The organism is Hamadaea tsunoensis DSM 44101, assembly GCF_000428945.1.
GTDB classification, from domain to species: domain Bacteria; phylum Actinomycetota; class Actinomycetes; order Mycobacteriales; family Micromonosporaceae; genus Hamadaea; species Hamadaea tsunoensis.
In genome coordinates, this window is sequence record NZ_AUAX01000018.1 from 123,258 (window position 1) to 146,631 (window position 23,374).

General features: G+C 72.4%; 10 protein-coding genes. 4 read left to right on the plus strand and 6 right to left on the minus strand.

Translation table 11 applies throughout. The features are described 5' to 3' along the window. The first annotated feature begins 256 nt into the window (after positions 1–256). The gene (locus G401_RS0124625) at positions 257–712 is read left to right on the plus strand and encodes a hypothetical protein (RefSeq protein ID WP_027344585.1); all 456 of its coding nucleotides are present in this window, start codon (positions 257–259) and stop codon (positions 710–712) included. Between the two features lie 40 nt (positions 713–752). Here G401_RS0124625 and hrpB read toward each other — a convergent pair whose 3' ends face one another. Together hrpB and G401_RS0124635 are read right to left on the minus strand one after the other, a co-directional pair. Then, complete coding sequence (gene hrpB, locus G401_RS0124630; RefSeq protein ID WP_027344586.1) at positions 753–3,239, minus strand: ATP-dependent helicase HrpB; 2,487 nt, start codon at positions 3,237–3,239, stop codon at positions 753–755. Positions 3,240–3,346: 107 nt separating this feature from the next. Then, positions 3,347–6,385 (minus strand): glycoside hydrolase family 35 protein, encoded by a 3,039-nt coding sequence (locus G401_RS0124635; protein WP_084557570.1) that lies wholly within the window; start codon positions 6,383–6,385, stop codon positions 3,347–3,349. A 440-nt stretch (positions 6,386–6,825) separates the two neighbouring features. Between G401_RS0124635 and G401_RS0124640 the strand changes: the two genes are divergently transcribed. The 3 genes from G401_RS0124640 to G401_RS48120 all read left to right on the plus strand — a co-directional run bounded on the left by G401_RS0124640 (position 6,826) and on the right by G401_RS48120 (position 18,051). Continuing rightward, positions 6,826–7,995, plus strand: a complete 1,170-nt coding sequence (locus G401_RS0124640; protein WP_157546283.1) for a glycoside hydrolase family 26 protein — start codon at positions 6,826–6,828, stop codon at positions 7,993–7,995. 71 nt (positions 7,996–8,066) lie between these two features. Further along, complete coding sequence (locus G401_RS0124645) at positions 8,067–11,579, plus strand: LamG-like jellyroll fold domain-containing protein (protein ID WP_027344589.1); 3,513 nt, start codon at positions 8,067–8,069, stop codon at positions 11,577–11,579. An 88-nt stretch (positions 11,580–11,667) separates the two neighbouring features. After that, positions 11,668–18,051 (plus strand): RHS repeat domain-containing protein, encoded by a 6,384-nt coding sequence (locus tag G401_RS48120; protein WP_157546286.1) that lies wholly within the window; start codon positions 11,668–11,670, stop codon positions 18,049–18,051. A 36-nt stretch (positions 18,052–18,087) separates the two neighbouring features. Here G401_RS48120 and G401_RS48125 read toward each other — a convergent pair whose 3' ends face one another. From G401_RS48125 to G401_RS48135, 4 genes are all read right to left on the minus strand, one after another. Continuing rightward, complete coding sequence (locus tag G401_RS48125) at positions 18,088–21,633, minus strand: nSTAND1 domain-containing NTPase (protein WP_051367105.1); 3,546 nt, start codon at positions 21,631–21,633, stop codon at positions 18,088–18,090. A gap of 219 nt (positions 21,634–21,852) precedes the next feature. Next, entirely contained in the window at positions 21,853–22,152 is a 300-nt protein-coding gene (locus G401_RS48130; protein WP_034592975.1) for a hypothetical protein, read from the minus strand. An 80-nt stretch (positions 22,153–22,232) separates the two neighbouring features. Continuing rightward, complete coding sequence (locus G401_RS0124670; protein ID WP_027344590.1) at positions 22,233–22,784, minus strand: DsbA family protein; 552 nt, start codon at positions 22,782–22,784, stop codon at positions 22,233–22,235. Beyond that, entirely contained in the window at positions 22,781–23,281 is a 501-nt protein-coding gene (locus tag G401_RS48135; protein WP_034592977.1) for a redoxin domain-containing protein, read from the minus strand. The genes G401_RS0124670 and G401_RS48135 overlap by 4 nt, the downstream gene beginning before the upstream one ends. Positions 23,282–23,374: the final 93 nt, after the last annotated feature.

Here is a 23,374-nt window from a genome sequence, read left to right on the forward strand (position 1 = left end):
CCCCGGCGCGCATGTCGCATCTCCACCTCCGCTCCTCGCGCGGTAGACCGGTCGGCCCTGGGGGTCGCTCTGCCACCTGAGTGGGGCGACGCATCGTTCACCGCCGCCCGGTCGCCACCTCACCCCGGATCCCTGGACTTCGGCTGATGATCGTTTTCGGTCAAGGGGTCCGGACGGAGAGTGACATTGGACAGAGCATTGTGGACTATCGAAGACCGGGGGACAGGCCGGCCATGATCCTCTACGGTCTACTCCCATGTTCAAGACACGCAGGTTCCTCACTCTGGCCGTGGCTGTCGCCGGCCTGGTGGCGGCGACGGGTACCCCGGCCCTCGCCTCGTACGACGACAGCTTCGCCACGCACACCGTGACCCCGAGCGACTGCTCGGACAAGAGCGACCCCGCCGGTTACATCTATTTCGTCGACTACGGCGAGGGCGACCTGAGCAACCCGGCGAAGAACGACGACTACATCACGCTGCGCGACACCTGCGCCAACGGCAACGGCGTACGCGGCTATGCGTTCCTCAACGGGACGTCGCTGGGTTCCGTCTACAACGGCAAGGGCAACGGCTCGTTCGTGGTCTGGGACCCGTTCGGGAACGTGAAGGCCGGCGACAAGGTCGGCATCGCCATCTGCTCGGTGAACGGCTCCGGCGGCTCGCCGTACGACTGCAGCAGCGTCTTCGTCTTCGCGAGCGTCGACGGCTGAGCCGAGGCGGATGCGGGGCGCCACGGCCGACCGTGGCGCCCTACCGGGGCTTGGTACGCCGCGTCGGCTCGGCGACCGTGGGATCGTCCGGCCAGGGATGGCGCGGGTAGCGGCCGCGCAGCTCCGCGCGTACCTGGGGGTATCCGTTGCGCCAGAAGGAGACCAGGTCCGCGGTGACCGCCGCGGGCCGGCCGGCGGGGGACAGCAGTCGCAGCACGACCGGCGTACGCCCGCCGGCGATGCGGGGGGTGGCGGTCCAGCCGAAGACCTCCTGGACCTTGACGGCGAGTGCCGGCGCGGCCGGGTCGGAGTAGTCGACCCGGATGTGCGATCCGCTGGGCACGTGCAGGCGTTCGGGGGCGAGTTCGTCCAGCCGGGCGGCCTGTGCCCAGGGCAGCAGCCGGCGCAGCGCCGCGACGGTGTCGATGCGGTGCAGGTCGGCGCGGTTGCGGGCGGTGGCCAGGGCGGGTCCGAGCCACCGGGCCGGATCGGCCAGCAGCGCGGCGTCGTCGACCGCCGGCCACGGTTCGCCGAGGGTGTGGCGCAGGAAGGCCAGCCGCTCGCGCAGGGCGACCGCCGGCGGGCTCCAGTGCAGGAGCGCCAGGCCGTCGCGCCGCAGTCCTTCGGCGAGGGCGGCGCCGGTCAGCGCCGCGTCCGGTGTCCGTAGTGGACGTTCGCTGAGGATGATGGCGCCGAGGCGGGTGACGTGCCGGGCGACGACGTCTCCGTTCGACCAGGCGACCTCGTCGGCCTCGGCGTACAGGGCGGCGGCCGCCGTTCGCGCGGTGTCGGGATCGATGGGCGCGGCCAGGCGTACGCGGGCGGTGGCGCTGCCCGGCTGCCGGTCGGCGTCCGCGATGGCGAGCCAGGGCACGCCCGGTAGGCCTGAGGTGGGACCGAGTTCGGCCGCGGTGCCGCCGGTCATCAGATACGAGCGGCCGCCGGGCGTCCGCTGCCGGGCGACGCGTTCGGGGAACGCCAGCGCGACGACGAGGGCGGCGGCCAGGTCGTCGGGCGGTCCTGCGGCCGGGGCGGGTGCGGCGGCCACCGCCGACGTCAGACGCCGCGCTTCGGTCCGCCACGTGGCGGTGGCCGCCGCGTCGGCGCCGTCGCGCAGCCGTCGCAGGGTAGCCGGGATGTCGTCGGTCGTGGTGCGCACGTCGGCGGACAGCAGCGCCACGACCTCGGCCGCGCGTCGCGTACCGAGGGTGGCGGCGGCGTCGAGCAGCGCCCGGGCCAGCCGCGGGTGGGCGCCGACCGCACCGATGTCCTGGCCGCGGGGCGTGATCCGGCCCGCGGGGTCCAGCGCGCCCAGTGCCGTCAGCGTGGTCCGCGCGACCTGCGCGGCCGCGCCCGGCGGCCGGTCGAGCAGGGCCAGGCCGGCGCCGTCGGCATCGCCCCACTGGGCCAGGTGCAGCATGAACGCGGTCAGGTCGGCGACGGCCACCTCGGGGTCGGGCTGCGCCGGCAGCCGTTCGTGCTCGCGCTCCGCCCAGCACCGGTAGACCCGGCCCGGCCCTTCGCGTCCCGCCCGGCCGGCGCGCTGGTCGGCGGACGCCCGTGAGGCGCGTACCGTCACGAGCGCGCCGAGCCCGCGTGCGTGGTCCATGCGCGGCACCCGCGCCAGCCCGGCGTCGACGACCACCCGCACGCCCGGCACCGTGAGGCTGCTCTCCGCCACCGCCGTCGCGAGCACCACCCGCCGCCGGACTCCGGGCTTCAGCACCTCGTCCTGTACGCCTGCCGCCTGCCGCCCGTGCAAGGCGATGACGTCGGCGCGGTCCCGCAGATCGGCGAGGCGGGCGGACACGGCGTTGATCTCGCCGGCGCCGGGCAGGAAGACGAGGACGTCACCGTCGCCCTCGCCGATCGCCCGGCGGACGACGGCCGCGACGTGATCGAGCAGGCGCGGATCGACCCGCAGCCCGTAGGGCGCGTCGACCGGTCCGGCCGGCGGAACCCAGAGCACCTCCACCGGGTACGCCGAGCCGGGCGTGGTGACGATCGGCGTACCGGGGCCGATCGCGCCGGCCAGCCGCTGCGCTTCGGCGGTCGCCGAGGCGGCCAGCAGCACGAGGTCGTCGCGCAGATGGGTGCGGACGTCGACGGTGAAGGCCAATGCCAGGTCGGTGTCGAGGTGCCGCTCATGGCACTCGTCGATCATGATCGCGCCGACGCCGGGCAGTTCCGGATCGCGGTGCAGCCGCTGCACCAGCACGCCGGTGGTCACCACTTCGACCCGGGTGCGGGGGCCGGTACGGCTGTCGCCGCGTACGGAGTAGCCGATCGTGTCGCCGAGGCGCGTACCGGTCAGTTCGGCCATCCGCGCCGCGGCGGCCCGGGCGGCGATCCGGCGCGGCTCGGCGACGATGATCCGGCCGGGGATCCGGTCCGCCAGGGCGAGCGGCACCAGCGTGGTCTTCCCGGCCCCGGGCGGCGCGACCAGCACGGCCGAGGCGGTGTCGCGTACGGCGGCCAGGAGCTCCGGCAGCACGGCACGGACGGGAAGGTCGACGTCGGGCAGCACCCCGCCAGTCTGCCCGACGCAATCTTCCACCCATGGACCCAGTTCAAGATCAAGAACTTTGTGTCCCGGGTGCGCCGATCTCACCTCCGCTCATGGATGGAGAGTCGTCAGTGGAAGGAGGGGGCGCTGACGAGGGATACCGGCGTACCGCCGAGGACTGTGCCGAGGTTGGTCAGCGCGACCGTCTCCAGCCCGTCGCCGGTGGCCCCGTTGCTGGTGACCGCGAGCGCCAGTGTGTTGGTGCCGCGCGGGTTGAGCAGCCCTTCGGGCAGGACGAAGGTGTGCTGCGGTCCGACGTCGGCGATGTACTGGCCGAGGTTCCAGCCGTTGAGGAAGACGAGGGCCCGGTAGTGGCCGCCGGAGCGCGGGGTCGCCGGGTTGCCGATGGTCAGGCCCAGGGAGGCGTCGTGCCCGGCCGGTACGCCGAGCGTGAAGGTCGTGCGGTACCAGGCGGTTCCGGCCACCGCCGCGGAGTCGGGCACGGTACGCGTCGCCCAGCCGGTGTCGGTGAAGCCGGGCAGGTACCAGCCGTTGCGTTCGCCGTAGAGGCCGCCGTTGTTGAGCGGTCCGCGGGCGGTGTCGGCGATGGTCTCCCCGCCCGCGTTGCCCTGGATCTTCCAGGTGGTGGCGAGCGTGACGGCGGTGCCCCCGGCGTCGGCGTACGCGACGGAGATCAGGCCGCGGCCTTCCTTGTGCGCGTCGTTGACCCCGCCGTCCTCGTTGTGGCCGTCGTCGCGGACCATCACCGACAGCACGTGGTTGCCGCCGACGCGCAGGGCAGCGGGCACGGTGAAGGCAGCCGTCCCGGTCGTGGCCGGTGCCGCGACCCCGGCGGGCAGGACGTTCTGGCCGAGGTAGGTGCCGTCGAGCCAGACCTGGGCGAGTCCGGCCGCGCCGCCGCCGTAGGTGATGTTCACCGTGGCCGGGGCGGTGCCGGTGAACCGGCCGCGGTACCAGGCGTCGCCGTGGTGGAAGCCGTAGTCGTCGGCGGTGAGGACGGGCTGCCCGGCCGGTGGTTTGGTCGTGCTGTTGGTGGTGGTGTGGTTCGCGGCGGCCCAGGTGCTGTCGTCGAAGCCGGTCGCCTTCTCCGGTGATTCGGCCGAGTATCGCCAGGTGGCGGCGGACAGGTCCGGCAGGGTCACGGCCGCCGGTCCGGCCAGCTGCACGGTGCTGGCGAGGCTGCCGACGCTGGTGACCCGGGTCGTGACCGGTACGCCGTTCCAGGTGACCGCGGTGACGGCCGGGGGCGCCCAGACCTCCAGCGTCGTCGCGGCCGCGGTGTCGCCGGTCAGCGCCAGCGTCGCCCCGTTCACGGCCGCCGTACGCACGAGCGCCGGACCGCGTTCCAGGACCGTGCCGGCGGTGGTGTCCTGCCGCCACATCGTGTCGGCGGTGGCCTGCCCGGCGATCAGGAGCAGCAGGTCGGGGCGGCCGCCGCCGGTGACGCGTACCTGGACGATGCCGGAGTGGGTGTAGTTGAGCCGCAGGTCGCCGGTCGAGGCCGTGTAGGTGCTCGTCACCGCCGCCCCGCCGGCCACGGTCACGGTCGGCGCGCTCGCGTAGCGCAGCACCGTCTCGCCGTTCTCGCCGTCCCGCCCGACCAGGGCCAGGACGGAGCGGTTCGCGTACGCCGTGTGGGTGAGGATCTCGGACGTGGAGTAGACCAGGCGCTGACCGTCCACAGTGTATCCCGCGACGAGGGTCTTGGCGTCCTGCCCGTTGAGCCGCAGCGTGCCCGCCTGCGGCACGGTGTAGGTGCCGTCGGTGGTGGCGATCGGGAAGGTGAAGGAGTCGTTGGTGGTCGCGGTCGACGGCGTGTGGACGAGGAAGTAGAAGTGCGTGCCGGTGTCCGGGTTGAGGTTGTGGTCGACCTTCACCGCCGCGGAGCTGGTCGTCACCGCGGCGGCCTTGTCGACCTTCGTGATCGGGCCGACGCTCTGCAGGAAGTAGCCGAGCTCCTTCATCTCCTGCGCCTTGGGCCGCAGCTGGCGGGCCTCGCTGACGGCCGAGCCGTAGTCGTAGGAGGTGTAGACGACGGGGGCGGGCAGCCAGCCCCAGCTCGTGCCGCCGAACGTCATGTAGAAGCTCTGCAGGGTGAGCCGGTTGGCGACGTTGGTGCCGTAGAACACCCGCTCGTAGCCGGTGCCGAGGCGCTGCGCCGTGCACGGGTAGATGCCGTTGCTGCCCCAGTAGTCGAACCAGCCGCCGCCGAACTCGGCCACGAAGCCGGGGGTGTTCGGTGAGGCGGACGCGCCGCCGGTGGCCCCGCCGGTGCCGTAGATGCCCCAGTCCGGTGCGGCCGACGGGCTGCCGACCGTGCCGTCGGTGTGGCAGCTGCCGCCGGGGTAGCCGTCGAAGGCGTACAGGTCGACGGGGCCCTGCACGGTGCCGCTGACCCCGGCGCCGGCCGGCACCCAGCGGCCGTTGCGGCCCTTGTCGTTGTGGAAGATCGGCACGGTGATGCCGTCGGACTGCACCTTGGTACGCAGGTGCGTCAGGTAGTTCAGCTGCGCGGTGCCGGTGGCGGCGAGCTCGTTCTCGATCTGGTAGAGGATGACGGTGCCGGTGCCGTTCGTCAGCTGGTGGCGGGCGAGGATCGCGTCGATGCGGGTCAGCCACTCGTCGACGGCCGCGAGGTAGTCCGCGGCGTCGGTGCGGGCCTTGCCCGCCTGCGTCGTCAGCCAGCCCGGGAACCCGCCCGCGTCGGTCTCGGCGTTGATGTAGGGGCCCGGCCGGGCGATGACGTACAGGCCGACCTCGGCGGCGATGTTCAGCAGCTTGTCCATGTCGCGGACGCCGGTGAAGTCGTAGACGCCCGCGCGCGGGGAGTGGTACGCCCAGTCGAAGTAGACCGACACGGCGTTGTATCCGCTCGCCTTCATCTTCTGCAGGACGTCGCGCCACAGGTCCGGGCTCGGCAGCCGGAACGGATGGAATTCGCCGGACCACACGAACGTGCGGGTGCCGTCCACCGACAGCGAGTACCTGTCGAACGTGACGGTGTGGGTGGCCGCCACGGGGCGCAGGGGTACGGGCGCCGCGCGTACGCCGAGAAGGGTCGCGGCGCCCAGCAGCGCGGTGAGGGACAGGCCCAGCAGCCGGCGTCCGGTGCTCGTACGCGGGCGCGGCGGGGGTGAGGCGGGCATGCGGAAGCTCCATCCGGGACGGCCGCGCCGTCGGTCCACTGGGGAGCGGAGCGAACGGCAGCGCGGACAGGGCTGATCCATTCATGTTCACCACTGCCCGTGGCGGTGTCAAGGTGCCGCTGCCCGGTCGGCGGCCGCGGCGGTTGCGACAACACGAAGCCGCTTTGCGACAACCCGCAAGAACCGGCCCGCACGGAGCGGCTCGCGGCGGTTGTCCGAGGGTGGGCGTCTCGCGGACAACGACATCGCAGCAGCTCAAGGCGTGTTACGGCGACCCTGAAAGGCGGTGCTGCGTAACGATCGCGGGCCGAATTGGCCCCTGACATTTCCGGGGTTGTCCGGTGGTCCGGGTGCCTTCCGGACAACGTCGGCGGGTGGTGCTCTGGGCGCCGATTCCGCGAACGAGGGGCGGAACGTTGTCCGAGATTCGGAGTATCGCGATGAAATGGTTACGGCCAGCGCTCACCGCACTGTCGACCCTGATGGTCCCGGCGCTCCTGCTGGGCACCGCCGGCCCGGCGCACGCGGCGGCGTCGACACTGTTCGGCACCACCACCACGGGGGCGTTCAAGTCGACGTACGAGCCGGTGGACATGTACCGGGCGTTCTTCAGCGGCGCGCCCGGCAACTGGGCGACCGACCCGAAACTGAACCACGGCAAGCCCGTCAACGTGTCGTTCAAGTGGACGCCGGCGACGGTGCTGGGCGGAACGGTGGACACCGCCTTCCGCACGTTCCTGCAGACCGCCCCGGCCGACCGGCCGGTGTGGTGGACGTACTTCCACGAGCCCGAGGACGAGATCAAGCGCGGCGACTTCACCGCCGCCGACTACCGGCTGGCGTGGCAGCACCTGTCCGCCATCGCGCACGAGAGCGGCGTCTACAAGAGCAACGTCAAGGCGGCGCTCGTCCTGATGGACTACACCGTCGACCCGGCCAGCGGCCGCGACTGGCAGGACTACTACCCGGGTTCGGCGTACATCGACGTGCTCTCGTGGGACGTCTACGGCTTCAAGGAGACCGACGCCGACCCGGCCAACGACGAGACGATCCAGGCCCACCAGCTGCGCCGCCCGTCGCTGTCGGTCACCCAGGCCGCCGGCAAGCCGTACGCGATCAGCGAGGTCGGCTACGACGACGCGGCCGGGCGCCCGGCGTTCCTGACCGGGCTGGCCACCTGGGCCCGCGACAACAACGCGGTCTTCGTGTCCTACTTCGACGAGATCGGCGGCCTCGGCGACCACCGGCTCACCGACACGGCCTCGCAGTCCGTGTGGCGCGACGCCGCGTCCGGCGCGCTGTTCGCCGGGCCGGTGACCGCCACCGACAACCCGGCGACCGGGGTCACCGGCAACTCGGCCACGATGTCGTGCCGGGTCGACCCGCACAACGGCGGCTACCGCGTCACGGTCGCCTCCTGGCTCACCGTCGGCGGCGCGAGCTTCGTCGAGACGCCCGGCGTCACGGTCGCCGACGGGCCCGAGACGGTGTCGTCCACGCGTACCGGGCTGGCGGCGAACACCGGCTACACCTTCCGCTGCAAGGTCTACGACACCGCTGGCACCTTGATCCTCAAGCCGCCGGCCCTGACCTTCACCACCCTGCCCTGACCTTCGCCCCGGACCCCGGTCGCCGGCCGGGGTCCGGGCCCCCTTCCGGCAATCTTTCGAGGAGAAGCATCGTGCTGTCCATCATCGGCCGGCGACTGCTGGTCGGCCTCTGCGTGCTGCTGGCCACGGCCGTGGCGCCGGGCGCCGTCCCGGCCGCCACCGGCGCACCCCCCACAACCACCTTCCCGTGTACGCCGCACTGCTCCGCCGCCACGGCGGACGGCGAGACCGCGGCGGCCGCCAAGACCGCGGCGGACGGCGAGACGGCGGCGGCCGCCCGGGCGACCGCGACCGGCGTGCCGGTGACCGTCGACGCGCTGACCACGCCGAGCCGGCTCGTCGTCGCCAACCCCGACGGGTCGTTCACCGCCCGCGTCAACGACGGGCCCGTGCGCTACCAGACCGCCGGGGGCCGGTGGCGCGACATCGACACCACCCTCGTCGCCGCGGCCGACGGCACGGTACGCCCCGCGGCCTCACCGGAGGGCATCGTGCTGTCCGGCGGCGCGCCCGACGGTGTGAATGTCGGCGTGAACGTCGTCGCCAGCCTCGGCTCCGGCCCGCACCAGGTCGCGCTCGGCTGGCCCGGTACGCTGCCCCGCCCCGTGCTGACCGGGTCGACGGCCACCTACCCCGGCGTCCGGCCGGGCGTGGACCTGGTGATCCAGCTGACGCGTACCGGGTTCGAGGAGAACTTCGTCGCCCATGACGCGGCCGCCCTGGCGACGCTGTCGGGACTGGCGCAGCCGTGGCGTACGGGCGACCTCGTCCCGGCGTCGACCACCGCCGGCGGGGTGTCGCTGCGTACCGCGGCCGGTGAACAGGTCGCCGTGCCGCCGGCCCGGATGTGGGACGCCGGCGTCAATCCGCGTACCGGCCTGCCGCGGCACACCGCCGAGGTGGCCCTCGCCGCCACCCCCGGCGCGTCCGGCGGGAACGGCTGGCGCTCGGCGCTGACCCTGCACCCGTCCACCGGCGCGCTCGCGAAGGGCTCGGGCTGGCAGTTCCCGGTGACCGTCGACCCGGGCGTCATGTCGACGGCGTACACGACGTGGGACACCTACGTCCAGAAGGACTCCGTCGACGACAAGGACAACTCCTCGTCGTCGGAGCTGCGCATCGGCATGGAGGACGACGACGCGCCGGCCGGTGACGTCATCGCCCGCACCTACATCCACTGGAACACCGCGTTCCTCAACAACGCCACGGTCTCCAAGGCCGACCTGTACCTCTACAACTTCCACTCCTGGATCTGCAGCACGACCTACAGCAACTGGGCGGCGTACCGGACCAGCGCGACGTCGTCGTCGACCCGCTGGGGTTCGGCGGTCAGCTGGTACACCACGCCGGCGCCGGCCGTGTCGACCCTGACCAAGGGCGCCTCGGGCTGCTCGGCCGGGTGGGTCACCGCGGACGTCGCCGGGCTGATGAACTACGCGGCCGCCAACCACGTCAGCACCTTCGACATGGGGATCAAGGCCTCGACCGAGACCAAGCACGACGGCTGGAAGCTGTTCTACTCCCGCGACAACTCCGACTCCACGCGGGATCCGTACATCGCCGTCACCTACAACCACACGCCGACGCCCCCGGCCGCGTCGGCGATGTCGACGGGTGGCAAGGCGTGCGTCACCGGCAGCGGCCGCCCGGGGATGACCACGCTGGCCGGCGGCCGTCCGGCGACCAAGGTCAACCCGGTGTCCGACGTGGACTCCGGCGACACCGAGACCGTCAAGTTCTACCTGGCCAAGGTCGGCTCGGCGCTGCCGACGACGCCCACCTACCAGGTCACGGGCGTCACCGCGGGGGCGTACGCGTCGGCGGTCATCCCGAGCAGCTACACGCTCACCGAGGGACAGGCGTACCAGTGGCAGGTCAAGGTGACCGACGCCAGTAACGCGACCTCGGCCGGGTCGGCGATCTGCGAATTCGTCGTCGACAACTTCGGCCCGGCGGGCGCGCCGACGGTGACCTCGACGGTCTTCCAGGACTGCACGCTCAATCCGGGCTGCACCACGGCGGGCGCGGTGGGGGTGGCGTCGCCGGTGACGTTCGACTCGCACGGCGACACCGACGTGGCCAAGTACACCTACTGGTGGGACCGGACGGCCACACTCAAGCAGAGCGTGAGCACGACGTCGGGCGCGCCGGTGACGGTGAAGATCAGCCCGCCGTTCCTGGCCAACTCGCTGCTGTCCACGATGCGGCTCGGCGGTCAGGCGGAACTCGACGTGGCGGCGGTCGACGCGGTCGGGCACGAGGGACCGGTGTACCGCTACTCGATGCTCATCGGCTCGGCGCCGGGCGCGGCCGGAATCTGGTCGCTGAACGAGGCGGCCGGGGTGACGACGTTCGCGAACTCCGTCGCGGGCGGCCCGGCCCTGACCGCGTCGGCGAGCGGCGTGACCGCGGCCGGCACCGGCTGGGGTGACGGCGGGACGAGCGTCGCGTTCGACGGCGTCAACGGCAATGCGACCGGCGCTGCGGCGGTGGACACGACCGGGAACTACACGGTCTCGGTCTGGGCCAAGCTGACCAGCACGGCGGCCGACAACGACGCCGTCAGCCAGTACGCGAGCACCGGCGGCACTTACGACACGGAGCTGCGGCTCGGTTACGTGAAGGCGTCGAACGCCTGGTGCTTCAACGCGGTCTGCACGACGACCGCGCCGGTGCTCAACACCTGGACCCTGCTGACCGGGGTACGCGACGCGGCGTCGGGCGCGACCTCCCTCTACGTCGGTGGGACCCTGGCCAAGACGGCGACCCAGGCCGCCGCCTACCCGGCGACCACGGTGTTCGTGGCGGGTTCGGGCTACTCCGCGACCGGATCGGCCCGGCCGTGGCACGGTGCGGTCGACCACATCCAGGCCTGGAACCGGCTGCTCGACCCGGCCGAGGTGGGCGTGCTCGCCTCGCACCTGGCCGGCCGCTGGGACCTGACCGACGCGACGACGTCCGACGCGCTCGGCCAGCACGACCTCGCCGACGAGGGCGTCGGTACGCCGGTCACGCTGACCGACGCCGACCACCTCGCCGACGGCGGCACGGCCGCCGGGTTCGACGGGACCGACGCGCTGGTCGCGTCCGTCCCGGTGCTGGCGGGCACGACGACGTCGCTGAGCGTCTCGGCGTGGGCGTACCTGACCGACAACACGCAGTACGGCGTGATCGCCGGCCAGGACGGCACCGTCGCCTCCGGTTTCAAGCTCGGCGAGAGCCCGACGCAGGGCTGGCTGATCGTGATGCCGGACAGCGACACGGCCGCCCCGACGCAGACCCGCGCCGCGGTCGGTACGCCGGCCGCCATGAACCAGTGGGTGTACGTCACGGGCGTCTACGACGCGGCCGCCGCGAAGCTGTCGCTGTACGTCAACGGGGTCCTGGCCGACAGCGTCGCCATCACGCCCCGGACCTGGTCGGCGACCGGCCCGTTCTCGGTCGGGCGCACCCGCTGGACGGGTGTCGACTGGAACTGGTTCTCCGGCGACATCGAGTCCGTCCGGGCGTACGCCGGCGCGCTGACGCCGGACCTGGTGCACCGGCTCTACCTGGGGGAGAACCCGCCGAGCGGGATCAGTTGACCCCTGCGTACCGGGCGGGCGGCCGCCGCCCGCCCGGTTTCCATCCACTGTGGATTTATTGAAGTCATTGGGAGACAAGGGTATGAGCATGTGGTATCACCGCGTCCGAACGAGACGCGGCCTCCTCGCGGGCGTCACCGCGCTCGCCGTGACGGCGGCCGGGCTGACGGCACTGCCGGCCGTACCGGCCGCCGCCGCCCCGCCGGCCGGACCGACCCAGCACGCGCAGCCGGTCGCCGTGGTGGCCGGGCACGACGCCGTGCCCCAGGCGCAGGCCCGGCACGAGGTCACCCCGTTCCAGGCCGCCGCGCCCCGCTGGCCGGCGGCCGGGACCGCGACCGTCGGCTGGGACAGCGGCGTGACCGCGATCGCCGCCGCCGACCGGTCCGCCGCCGCGAGCAGGCCGGCCCGCGTACGCGCGGGGGGCCTGCCGGTCTACCTGTCCCGCCCTGCGGGCACCCCGTCGCGGGGCGCCGACGCGCAGCAGCTGACGGTGACGGTCGCCGACCATGCCACCGCCGACAGGCAGGGCGCGGCCCTCCTCGTCCGGCTGCACCGGCCCACCGCCGCCAATGTGAACGTCGCGGCGGCGTCCGTCGCGGCGGTCACGGTCGACTTCAGCGGATTCGCCGGGGCGTACGGGGCCGACTGGTCGCAGCGCCTGCGCCTTTCCCAGCTGCCCGCCGGCTGCCTCGACGCGACCGCGCCGGGCTGCCGTCCCGTACCGCTGGCGACCGCCAACGACGGGCGCACCGCCACGGCGACCGTGCACGTGGCGGCGGCCCAGGACACGATGGTCGCCCTCACCGCCGGTGGCAGCAGTGGCGACGGCGACTACGGCGCGACCCCGCTCAAGGCGTCGGGCACCTGGTCGGCCGGCGGCAACAGCGGCGGCTTCAGCTGGTCCTACGACCTGCGCACGCCGCCGGCGCTCGGCGGGCCGGCGCCCTCGGTGTCGCTGTCCTACTCCTCGCAGGCCGTCGACGGCCAGATGGCCGCGACGAACAACCAGACGACCTGGATCGGCGAGGGCTTCTCGTACAACCCGGGGGAGATCTCCCGGTCGTACGTGGGCTGCGCCGACGACATGCACACCGGCGCCAACAACAGCGTCAAGACCGGCGACCAGTGCTGGAAGACCGACAACGCGTCGCTCACCCTCAACGGGCACTCCTCGGAACTGCTCTACAACGCGAGCGACGGCCAGTGGCACATGCGTACCGAGACGGGCTGGCGGATCAAGCGGTTCACCGGCGCGACCAACGGCGACGACAACGGCGAGTACTGGGTCGTGACCACCAGCGAAGGCACGCAGTACTACTTCGGGCTGAACCGGCCGACCGGCTACACGGGCACGGCCCCGGCGAACAAGACGACCAACTCCGTCTACACGGTTCCCGTGTACGGCAACGACAGCGGCGAGCCGTGCAACAAGAGCACGTACGCGACGTCGTCGTGCGCCCAGGCGTGGCAGTGGAACCTCGACTACGTCGTCGACACCCACGGCAACACCGAGTCGTTCTGGTACACGCCGCAGACCAACAAGTACGCGGCCAACAACGGTGCCACGACGGCGACCTACACCCGCGGCGGTTTCCTGAACCACATCGACTACGGGACGACCAACCGGTCGGGCACCGACACCGACGAGACCTCGGCCTCGGCGCCGATGACGGTGGTGTTCACGCCCGGCGACCGCTGCCTGTCCGCGTGCTCCACGCACGACGCCACGCACTGGCCGGACACGCCGTGGGACCAGTCGTGCACCAGCGGCACCTGCTCGTTCAACAGCCCGACGTTCTGGACCGACCAGCGGCTGGCCTCGGTGAAGACCCGGGTGATGGGTTCGAGCGGCTACCGGGACGTGGAGCAGTGGACGCTGCACCACACCTTCCCCGACCCGGGCGACGGTACGCGCGCCGGGCTGTGGCTGGACTCCCTGTCGCACACGGGACTCGTCGGCGGTTCGGCGACCGTGCCGGACGTGAAGTTCGTGCCCAAGGCGATGAACAACCGGGTCGACACCGCGCTGACGAACGGTCTGCGGCCGATGAACTGGCCACGCCTCATCGAGATCGACAGCGAGACCGGCGGCAAGATCCTGGTGACCTACTCCGACCCGGAGTGCGTCGCGGGGACGAACATGCCCTCGGCGCCGGACACCAACACCAAGCTCTGCTACCCGGTCCGGTGGACCCCGCCGGATCTGGGCACCGAGATCCTGGACTACTTCCACAAGTACGTCGTCAAGCAGGTGGAGCAGTTCGACTCGACCGGCAGCACGCCGGGCGCGCAGTCGAGCATCACCAGCTACACCTACGTCGGTACGCCCGCCTGGCACTACGCCGACGACGACGGCCTGACCAAGGCGAAGTTCCGGACGTGGAGCCAGTGGCGGGGCTACTCGGCCGTCCTGACCTACACCGGGACCGGCACCGCGCGCACGATGGCCAAGTCGCTGTACTTCCGGGGCATGAACGGCGACAAGCTGTCCTCGGGGACCCGGTCGGCGTCGGTGGCGGACTCGAAGGGCCTGGCGACGCTGGCCGACGACGACCAGTACGCCGGCCTCGCCCGCGAATCGATCGTCTACAACGGACCGTCGGGGGCGGCGATCTCCGGCACCGTCAGCGATCCGTGGACGTCCTCGGCGACGGCGACGCGTACGCTCGACGGCAGCACCGTGCAGGCCCGGTTCACCAGCACGCAGGAGACCCACAGCTGGGTCGCCCTGGACCACGGCCGCGCGGACCGGTGGACGGACACGCACACCGACTTCGACGCGTACGCGATGCCGTCGGCGGTGACCGACAACGGCGACACCGCCGTCACCGGCGACGAGACCTGCACGCTGACCGACTACGCGCGCAACACCGGGGCCGGGATCCTCGTCTCGATCAAGGAGACCCGCACGTACGCGATGACGTGCGCGGCGGCCACGGCGCCCGGCAAGGTCTTCACCCAGGCCGACGTCGTCGCCGACGAGCGGACCAGCTTCGACGGCCAGAACTGGGGCAGCGCGCCGACCAAGGGCGACGTCACCCGCAAGGAAACCCTCAAGGACTGGCAGAACAACAGCGGCACGTTCCTGACCACCGCCACGAGCGGCTACGACGCGTACGGCCGGTCGGTCGACGTCACCGACGTCAACGGCGACCACACCACCACCGCGTACACGCCGGCGAGCGGCGGGCCGGTCACGAAGACGGTCAGCACCAGCGGTGCCACCACCTGGTCCACCAGCACCGACTTCGAGCCCGCCTGGGGCGTCAAGGTCGGCGTCACCGACAACAACGGCCGGCGTACCGACACCGCCTACGACCCGATGGGCCGCCTGGTCAGTGTCTGGAAGCCGGGCCACGCCAAGGCCACCTACCCCACCAACCCCACGACCTCCTACCAGTACGCGATGTCGGCCACCGCGCCGTCGGTCGTCACGACGAACGCCCTCGGGCCGAACGGCAACTACCTGACCAGCCGGACGATCTACGACGCGCTGCTGCGGGTACGCCAGACCCAGCGGCCGGAGGCGGGCACGGGCGGCGGCCGGATCATCACCGACACGTTCTACGACGCGGCCGGCCGCACGTACATGACCTGGGGGCCGTACCTGGCCGCCGGGGCCCCGTCGACCACGATGTTCGTCCCGGCCGACGCCAGCGACAGCATCAGCCAGTGGTCGCGGACCCTGTTCGACGGTTCCGGCCGGCCGGTCGAGGCCGACACGAACTCGAAGACGACGCAGCTGTGGCACGTGTCGACGGCGTACACCGGTGACCGCACCGACGTGACCCCGCCGGCCGGCGGCATCGCGTCGTCGACGATCAAGGATGCGCAGGGCCGCACGGTGGAGCTGCGCCAGTACCACGCGGGGGCGGCGGCCGGCGGCACGGATCCGTCCACCTACGACGCCACCACCTACACGTTCAACGCCAAGAACCAGCTCAGCCGGCTGCGCAACCCCGGTGGCAGCGTCTGGACCAAGACGTACGACCTGCGGGGCCGGCTGATCGCCGGGACGGACCCCGATGCCGGATCCACCAGCAGCACCTACGACGACGCCGGGCGGGTGACCTCGACGACCGACGGCCGCGGGGTGACGCTCGCGTTCGCGTACAACGATCCGCTGCACCGCAAGACCGGGGAGTACCTCGGCACCACCACCGGTACGCAGCTCGCCGGCTGGGCGTACGACGAGCTGGCCAACAGCCGCGGCCTGCTCACCACCTCCACCCGGTACGCGGGCGGCAACGCGTACGTCACCGCGGTCACGGCGCTGGACGCGGCCGGTCGGCCGAGCACCAACGAGATCCGCATCCCGGCCGCGGAGACCGGACTGGGGGGCACCTACACCTACACCACGACCTACAACACCGACGGTTCGACGCACACCTACCGGCTGCCCGCGATCGGCGGGACCGGCGGGCTCGGTGCCGAGACCCTCACCCACGGGTACTCCGACACCGGCATGCCCACCACGCTGACCACGACGCTCGGCGACACCTACGTGGCCTCGACGAGCTACACGTCCTACGGGCAGCTCGGCACCCTGACGCTGACCAACAACGGCGGCCCCGCGGTGCAGATCGGCGACTACTGGGACGACGCCACCGGCCGGCTGAGCCGGATCTGGACGACGCGGGACACCGCACCGTCCACGGTGTCCGACCTGAACTTCTCCTACGACGACGCCGGCAACCCGAACAAGATCGTGGAGGTGTCCCCGGTCGCCGGCACGGAGACGCAGTGCTTCCAGACCGACGGCCTCGACCGGCTCACCCAGGCGTGGACGCCGGCGGACGGCACGTGCACCGCCCCGGTCCAGTCCAACATCGGCGCCAGCCCGGCACCGTACTGGACCACGTGGACGATCGACTCGGCCGGTCTGCGTACGCGGCAGGTCGAGCACGGCACCGCCACCGGCGACCGGACGACGGCGTACGCGTACCCGGCGCCGACCGCCGCCGGGGCGCACGAGCTGACCTCGGCCGCAACCACCGACAACACCGGTACGCAGACCGCGTCCTTCGGCTACACCGACGCGGCCGGCAAGAGCAACGGCGCCACGACGAGCCGGCCGGGTCCGCAAGGGACCCAGACGCTGACCTGGAACAGTGAGGGCCGGCTGGACACCCTCACCGACTCGGCCGGCACGGTCCGCTACGTCTACGACGTCGACGGCAAGCAGCTCGTCAAGCGGGACCCGTCCGGCGCGACGCTGTACCTGTCGGGCCAGGAGGTCCGGGTCGACGCGCTCGGCGCGCTCGTGTCGGCCACCCGGTTCTACGCCCAGGGCACCCAGAACATCGCCCAGCGTACGCCGAGCGGGCTGACCTGGCTGATCGGCGACCAGCAGGGGACGTCGGCGATCGCGATCGGCGCGGGCGCACCGCAGACCGCGACGGTACGCCACCAGACGCCCTACGGCGCACCGCGGGGCGGCACCGTGGCGTGGCCCAACAGCCACGGCTACCTGGGCGGAGCCGTCGACGGCACCGGCCTGACCACGCTGGGCGTGCGGGAGTACGACCCGGTGATCGGCCGGTTCGTCAGCGTCGACCCGGTCCTGGAGACCAGCGATCCCAGCCAGCTCAACGGATACGTCTACACCGGCAGCAACCCGATCCGCCAGAGCGACCCGGAGGGCACCACGAGCCGGGACTTCCTCGACCAGAACAGCCCGATGAACAAGGCCGAGAACCGCTGCGACGCCGCGTGCGTGGAGACGCAGCAGAAGAACATCCGCATCGCCGCGCTGCTGAACACCAGCATGTACGGCCGGCCGCTGACCGACCGGGAGTACAGCGACTACAAGAAGGAGTTCCACTACACCGGCAGCAAGGACTTCACCCTCGGCGACGCGCTCAACCAGTGGAACTGCCCGGCGTCGAAGTGCGGGGTCGTCGACCGTTACACCCACGACTGCCCGAAGATGGACGGCATCACCTGTCCCGCTTCCAGCCAGGGCTACTTCTTCCAGGAGATCTGCGCGAAGATGGGCGGCAACACGCAGAGCTGCGGGGCCTACCGCGGCGATCCGGCCGAGGCGCTGGGCGGGCTGGCGAACTCGCCGAATCCCTGGGTGAGCGTACCGACGTCGCTGACGCAGATCGTCTTGTCGTACGGCCAGACGGGGCACAACGGGCAGGGCATGATGGACGGGGTGGGCAACCTCGCCGGCAATCTCGCCCCCGGGGCGGGGCGGGCGGCCATCGCACCGCTGGCGTCGTTCATCGGCTCCGGCATCGGTGACCCGCCGGGCATCAACCTGCTGCGGCCGGGGACCACGTTCCTCAGCGGCGGCAAGAGCGGCAACTCGTGGGCGAAGGACGACGGGCTGTACCGCCGATCGCCCGACGACGGCTGGACCGAGCACACGGTCCTGTTCCCGATGCCGCTGTCGTTCGCGATGCTCGACGTCGAGACGAGCACGTTCACGGCCGACCTGCAGTCGATCGGAATGATCAGCTGACCGGTGGTGGGCCGGGCACGCGGTGCCCGGCCCGCCTCAGCCGGCGGCGCATTCGTCCGGTGTGGACGGTGCCGTGTGGAAGTTGTCGCGCAGCGCGGCGCAGATCGTGCGGACGGCCGCGGCGGGATCGAGGGGCCAGGCGCTGACCGTCTGGTCGATCGATCCACTGTAGAGGGTGGTGCCGGACGGGCTGAAGGTGAGACCCTGCACGTCGTACTGGTGGCCGGTCAGGCGCGCCCACAGTGTCAGGGAGGCCACGTCCCACACGTCGATGTTCTGGTCCGTGCCCGAACTGGCCAGGAACCGGCCGTCCGGGCTGAACCGCACGAGGGCGACGAGGCCGTTGTGCACGTTCGGCAGGGTCCGGCCGGTGCCGTCGGCCAGGTTCCACACCGTCACCGAGCCGTCGGCCGTCCCGACGGCCAGCCACCGCCGGCCGGGATCGACCGCCACGTCGAGGACGGGCGCCGGGTTGTGCAGCGCGACATCCGCCCCGGGTACGCCGTCCAGCGGATGGATCCACACGGTGGTGTCGTCGCCGCCGAGGACGAGGGTGTGCTCGTCGCGGAAGACGGCCCTGGTGAACTTGCGGTTCTTGGGAACGGCCACCGTGGAGCGGACGGCGCCGGTGGCGGTGTCCACGACCACCACCTGGGCGGGATAGGTGGCCGCGAGCAGCCGGCTGTCGGGGCTGAAGACGACCGCCACCGGCAGGTCCTTCGGCCCGGTGAAGGTCCGCATCGCCCAGGTACGCGTGTCCCAGACGCGGAACGTCCGGTCGTCGCCGGCGGAGGCGAGCAGCCGGCTGTCGGGACTGAACGCGACGTCGGCGACCCGGGCGGTGTTCCCCGTCAGGACGGTGACGGTCTTGCGGGTGGCGGGATCCCAGACGACGACCGTGGCGTCCTTGCTCGCCGAGGCCAGCAGGCGGCCGTCCGGGCTGGCGGCGATCCCGTTGACCCGGTCGACGTGACCGGTGAACGGCTGCTCGGCGAGGTCGAAGAGCAGGATCCGGCGGTCCTTGCTGCCGGTCGCGATGGTGCGCCCGTCCGGGCTGTACGCGACGGTGTAGAGCTCGCTGCTGTGCCCGAACAGCTTCGTGACGAGGGCCTTGCGGCGCACGTCCCAGACGATCGCGAACTCGTCGAAGCCGCCCGACACCAGCCGGCTGCCGTCGGGGCTGAAGGCGAGCTGCCGCACCGAGTGCGTGTGGCCGCGCAGCCGGCTGAGGCTGCCGTCGGCGGTGTCCCACAGCATCACGTCGGCCATCTGCTCGGAGGCGATGCCCACGGTGTGCCCGTCCGGGCTGAACGCGACCGACTGCGGCGCCGCGTCGAGCAGGGGGCTGCGGGCGATCAGCGTACGCGTGTCCACATTCCACAGTGAGACCACGTCGCGCGGGTCGACCGGATCGACGCCGGCGGACACGAGGCGGTGCCCGTCCGGGCTGAACGCCACCCGGGTCAGCAGGTCGCCCAGGTCCGCCAGCCGGCCGACGGGGGCGCCGTCGGGCAGATGCCACAGCTCGGTCGGCAGGCCCCGGGCCGAGACCGCGACCAGGCTCCCGTCCGGGCTGATGGCCACGCTCTCCAGCCGCTTCTGGGAGTTCGACGGCGGCCGGAGCACCCGCAGCACCTTGGCCCGCTGGTAGTCCCACTCCACCACGGAACCGTCGAGGCCGCCGGAGACGACGACGTGGCCGGGTCCGACCGCGACCGCGCGTACGGCCGACTTGTGCCCGTCTTCGAGCCGGGCCAGCTCGGTGCGGTGCGCGACGTCCCAGACGACGAGCGTGGGGTCCTGGGTGGCGGCGACCAGGACCGTGCCGTCGGGGCTGAACGCGGCCTCCTTGACCGGTTCGCCGTGCGTGAGCTGGCCGTCGTACGCGGGCCGCCCGGCGATGCTCAGCAGCGCGCCCCGGGCGTCGACGGTCGGCGCGGCCGCGTACGCGTCGAGGCTGAGCCGCATCCCGCCGGGGACGTCGGTGGCGCTGATCCTGGTCGCGTGGCTGGCCAGGTCGCGGGAGGTGGCCAGCCGGGTGGCCGCCAGCGCCGAGCGCCACTGCCAGACCGCGACGCCGCCGGCGAGGGCGACGCACACCAGCAACGCGGCGAGCACAGTGGACAGTCGCTTGAGCTGCCGGGCCCGGTCCTTCACCGCGCGCAGCTCGGCCACCTCCGCGGCCCGGCTGGCCTCGTAGAAGGACCGCTCACCCGCGGTCAGCGCGGGGGCCGACCGCTCGCGCTGCACCCATTCGGCGGCGATCGCCAGCCGCGTGCCCCGCAGCAGGGCGCCGGGGTCGCGGTCCAGGGACTCCCACAGCTGCGCGGCCTCGGTCAGCCGGCGGTGGCTGACCAGCGTCTCGCGGTCCTCCGTCAGCCACTGCCGCAGCCGCGGCCACGCCCCGATCAGCGCCTCGTGGGCGATCTCGACGGCCCCCTCGTGCACCACCACGAGCCGCGCCGCCACGAGCGCGTCGAGGATCCGGTCCGCACCCTCGACCTCCAGCTCCGCCCGGCGTACGCGTCGCCGCGTGTCCTCGGTGCCGTCGCCGAAGGCGATCAGCCGGACCATGATCTGGCGCAGCAGCGACCGGTGCTGCTCGTCGAGCCCGTCGTGTACGCGTTCGGCGGTGCTCGCGATCGCGCCCGCGATGCCGCCGGCCGCCTCGTAGCCGACGAGGGTCAGCAGATCGGAGCGGCGCTGCCGCCACGTCTCCAGCATGGCGTGCGACAGCAGCGGCAGGGCGCCCGGCTGTCCCCGGCTGTCCGCGACGACCTGGGCGATCAGCGTGCGTTCCAGCGTGAGACCGGCCTGCGCGACCGGGCCGGTGACCGCCAGCCGGAGCTGGTCCTCGGTCATCGGGGCGAGGAAGACGGTCGCGTCCGACATCACCGCGGCGAGCCCGGCATGCCGCGCGCACGCCCCGAGGAAGTCGGCCCGGACCCCGAGAACGACCCGGGTACTCCTACCGGGCCGGGTCGCGAGGTCGAGCAGCAGATCGATGAACTCCTCGCGCTCCGCCTCGTCGCGGCACAGCGTGAAGACCTCCTCGAACTGGTCCACCGCGATGAGCCGGTCGCCGGCGTCGCGCAGCGCGGCGGTGTGCCGCCCCGGACGGTCGCCGGGCGTCAGGGCCGTCGCGCCCGGCTCCGCCGCGATCAGGCCGGCGTGCAGGACCGACGACTTGCCGACGCCCGACGCCCCGCTCACGACCAGGAACCGGGTGCGGGTCAGGCGGGCGGCCAGTTCCTCGACGAACTCCTCGCGGCCGAAGAATCGGCCCGCGTCCGCCGCCTGGAACGCGGCCAGGCCCTGATAGGGCGGCGTGCCGGGGGCGGGCGCCGGTCGCTGCCCGGCCACCGTCTCGGACACCTCGCGCCACCGCCGGGCCCATTCGTCGGGGTCGCCCCCGCACGCGGCCACGTACGCCTGGACCACGGCCAGCCCGGCCAGCTGCCGGCCACCCGCCGCGTCGGACAGCGTCGTGGCGGAGTAGCCGGCCGCCCGGGCCATGTCGCGATAGGAGGGCTGCCCCGCGTCCGCCCGCAGCCGGCGCAGCCGGACGGCGAACTCCTGCACCGGCCCTTCCTCGGCACTGATCGGTCGCTCCGGTCTCGGCATCGTGCCCCCGCGGTCGCTTCTCGGCGTACTTCATGGATGGTCGTCACGTTGGTCAATGAAGCTGGACGACACTACCGGAGAAGGCGCCCGCGACGTCAAGCCGCCGATCGGCCCCTTTCGACTGGTCACGCTCCCATTCGAGGATCAGCCGTCGCGGCGGCGTACCAGTCGGGATCCTCACTGCACCGGCGGCTGCCCGGTTCCGGGCGGATACGGCGGCGCAACCGTTCCCTGTGGATACGGCGGGATGGTTCCCGGCGCGGCGGGCGGCGGGACCGTGCCGGGCGGCGGGCCGTACTGCGGCTGCACCGGGGGATAGGCCGGCGGATAGTAGGCGGCCGGGGGCTTGGGCCGGTTGCTGCGCCGGACGATGAAGATCACCAGGGCGGTGGCACCGCCGATCACCACGAGGGCGCAGACGGCGCACATCGCCAGTTGGCCGATGGCGTATCCGGCGTTGTAGTAAGGGTCGTTCACAAGGGGTTCCGCTCGGTAGGGGGCTCAGGTCCGAAGATCGTAAACCGTTCCGAGCGCCACGGTGACCCCGCCGGACCCGCCTACCCCGAGGTACGCGCGGCCGCGTCGACGGCGGCGGTCAGGGTCGCCAGCGCGTAGTCGTCGTCATGGCGGCGGCCGTCGACGAAAAACGTCGGCGTCCCGTTGACACCGCTGCGTACGCCGCCCAGGAAGTCGTGCCGGATCCGGTCGGCGTGTACGCGCCGGTCCATCGCCTGCGCCATGCTGCCACTGGGATCGAGGGCGGCCGCCGCGGCGGCGAGGCTGTCGGGGTCCAGCCGGTCCTGGTGGGTGAACAGCCAGTCGTGGGCGTCCCAGAAGCGGCCGGCCGGGGCCGATTCGGCGAACTCCGCGGCGGCCGCCGCGTGCGGGTGGACGTCGGTCAGCGGGAAGTTGCGGAACACCAGCCGTACGCGACCGGAACGCACCCGCAGCAGCTCCTCGACGATCGGGTACGCCGCGCCGCAGTACGGGCACTGGTAGTCCCCGTACTCGACGAGGGTGACGGGTGCGCCCGCGTCGCCGCGGACGTGGTCCTCGGCGGTGACCGGAACGGTCAGGCGGCCGGTCTCGATGTGGAACGGCGTGGTCATGCGCTTCCTCCCGGTGCGGCACCAGCCGTGGCGGCCGCCATCGCGTCGAGCGCGGCCAGGATGCCGTCCGCGCCGGGATTGACGCCGGGCGGGGAGACCTCGCTCCAGAAGACCTTCCCGTCGCGGTCGAGGACGAACAGGGTGCGCAGCGCCTCTCCCGTGATCGCGTCGAACGACCCGTACGCCCGCGCCACCTCGCCCTTGGGCTCGAAGTCGGACAGCAGCGGGAAGCGCAGGTTGCGGCTGTCGGCGAAGGCCCGGTGGCACCACACCCCGTCGACCGAGATACCGAGGACGACGGCGTCGTAGCGGTCGAACTCCGGTTTGACGGCCTGGTAGAGCGCCATCTGGTCGCTGCAGACCGGGCTGAAGTCGGCGGGGTAGAACGCCAGGACGACCGGGCGGCCGCGCAGGTCACCGAGGGTGATGCTCGCCTCGGGCGCGGACGGCAGCGTGAACTCGGGCGCCGGGTCGCCGGATCGCGGCAGCTCTGCCATAGGGACATGGTTGTCCGTGGCGGTCGCGGACCGCAGGGAATCGCGCGAATTGCGGCCCGGAATCCGCGACCGGGCGCCGCGCGGAGGATCAGG

Bases quoted from the DNA above. Each gene is read 5' to 3' on its own strand.
- G401_RS0124635 (WP_084557570.1), bottom strand. From the start codon at position 6,385: ATGCCCGCCTCACCCCCGCCGCGCCCGCGTACGAGCACCGGACGCCGG.
- G401_RS0124625 (WP_027344585.1), top strand. From the start codon at position 257: ATGTTCAAGACACGCAGGTTCCTCACTCTGGCCGTGGCTGTCGCCGGC.
- G401_RS48135 (WP_034592977.1), bottom strand. From the start codon at position 23,281: ATGGCAGAGCTGCCGCGATCCGGCGACCCGGCGCCCGAGTTCACGCTG.
- G401_RS0124640 (WP_157546283.1), top strand. From the start codon at position 6,826: ATGAAATGGTTACGGCCAGCGCTCACCGCACTGTCGACCCTGATGGTC.
- G401_RS48120 (WP_157546286.1), top strand. From the start codon at position 11,668: ATGTGGTATCACCGCGTCCGAACGAGACGCGGCCTCCTCGCGGGCGTC.
- G401_RS0124670 (WP_027344590.1), bottom strand. From the start codon at position 22,784: ATGACCACGCCGTTCCACATCGAGACCGGCCGCCTGACCGTTCCGGTC.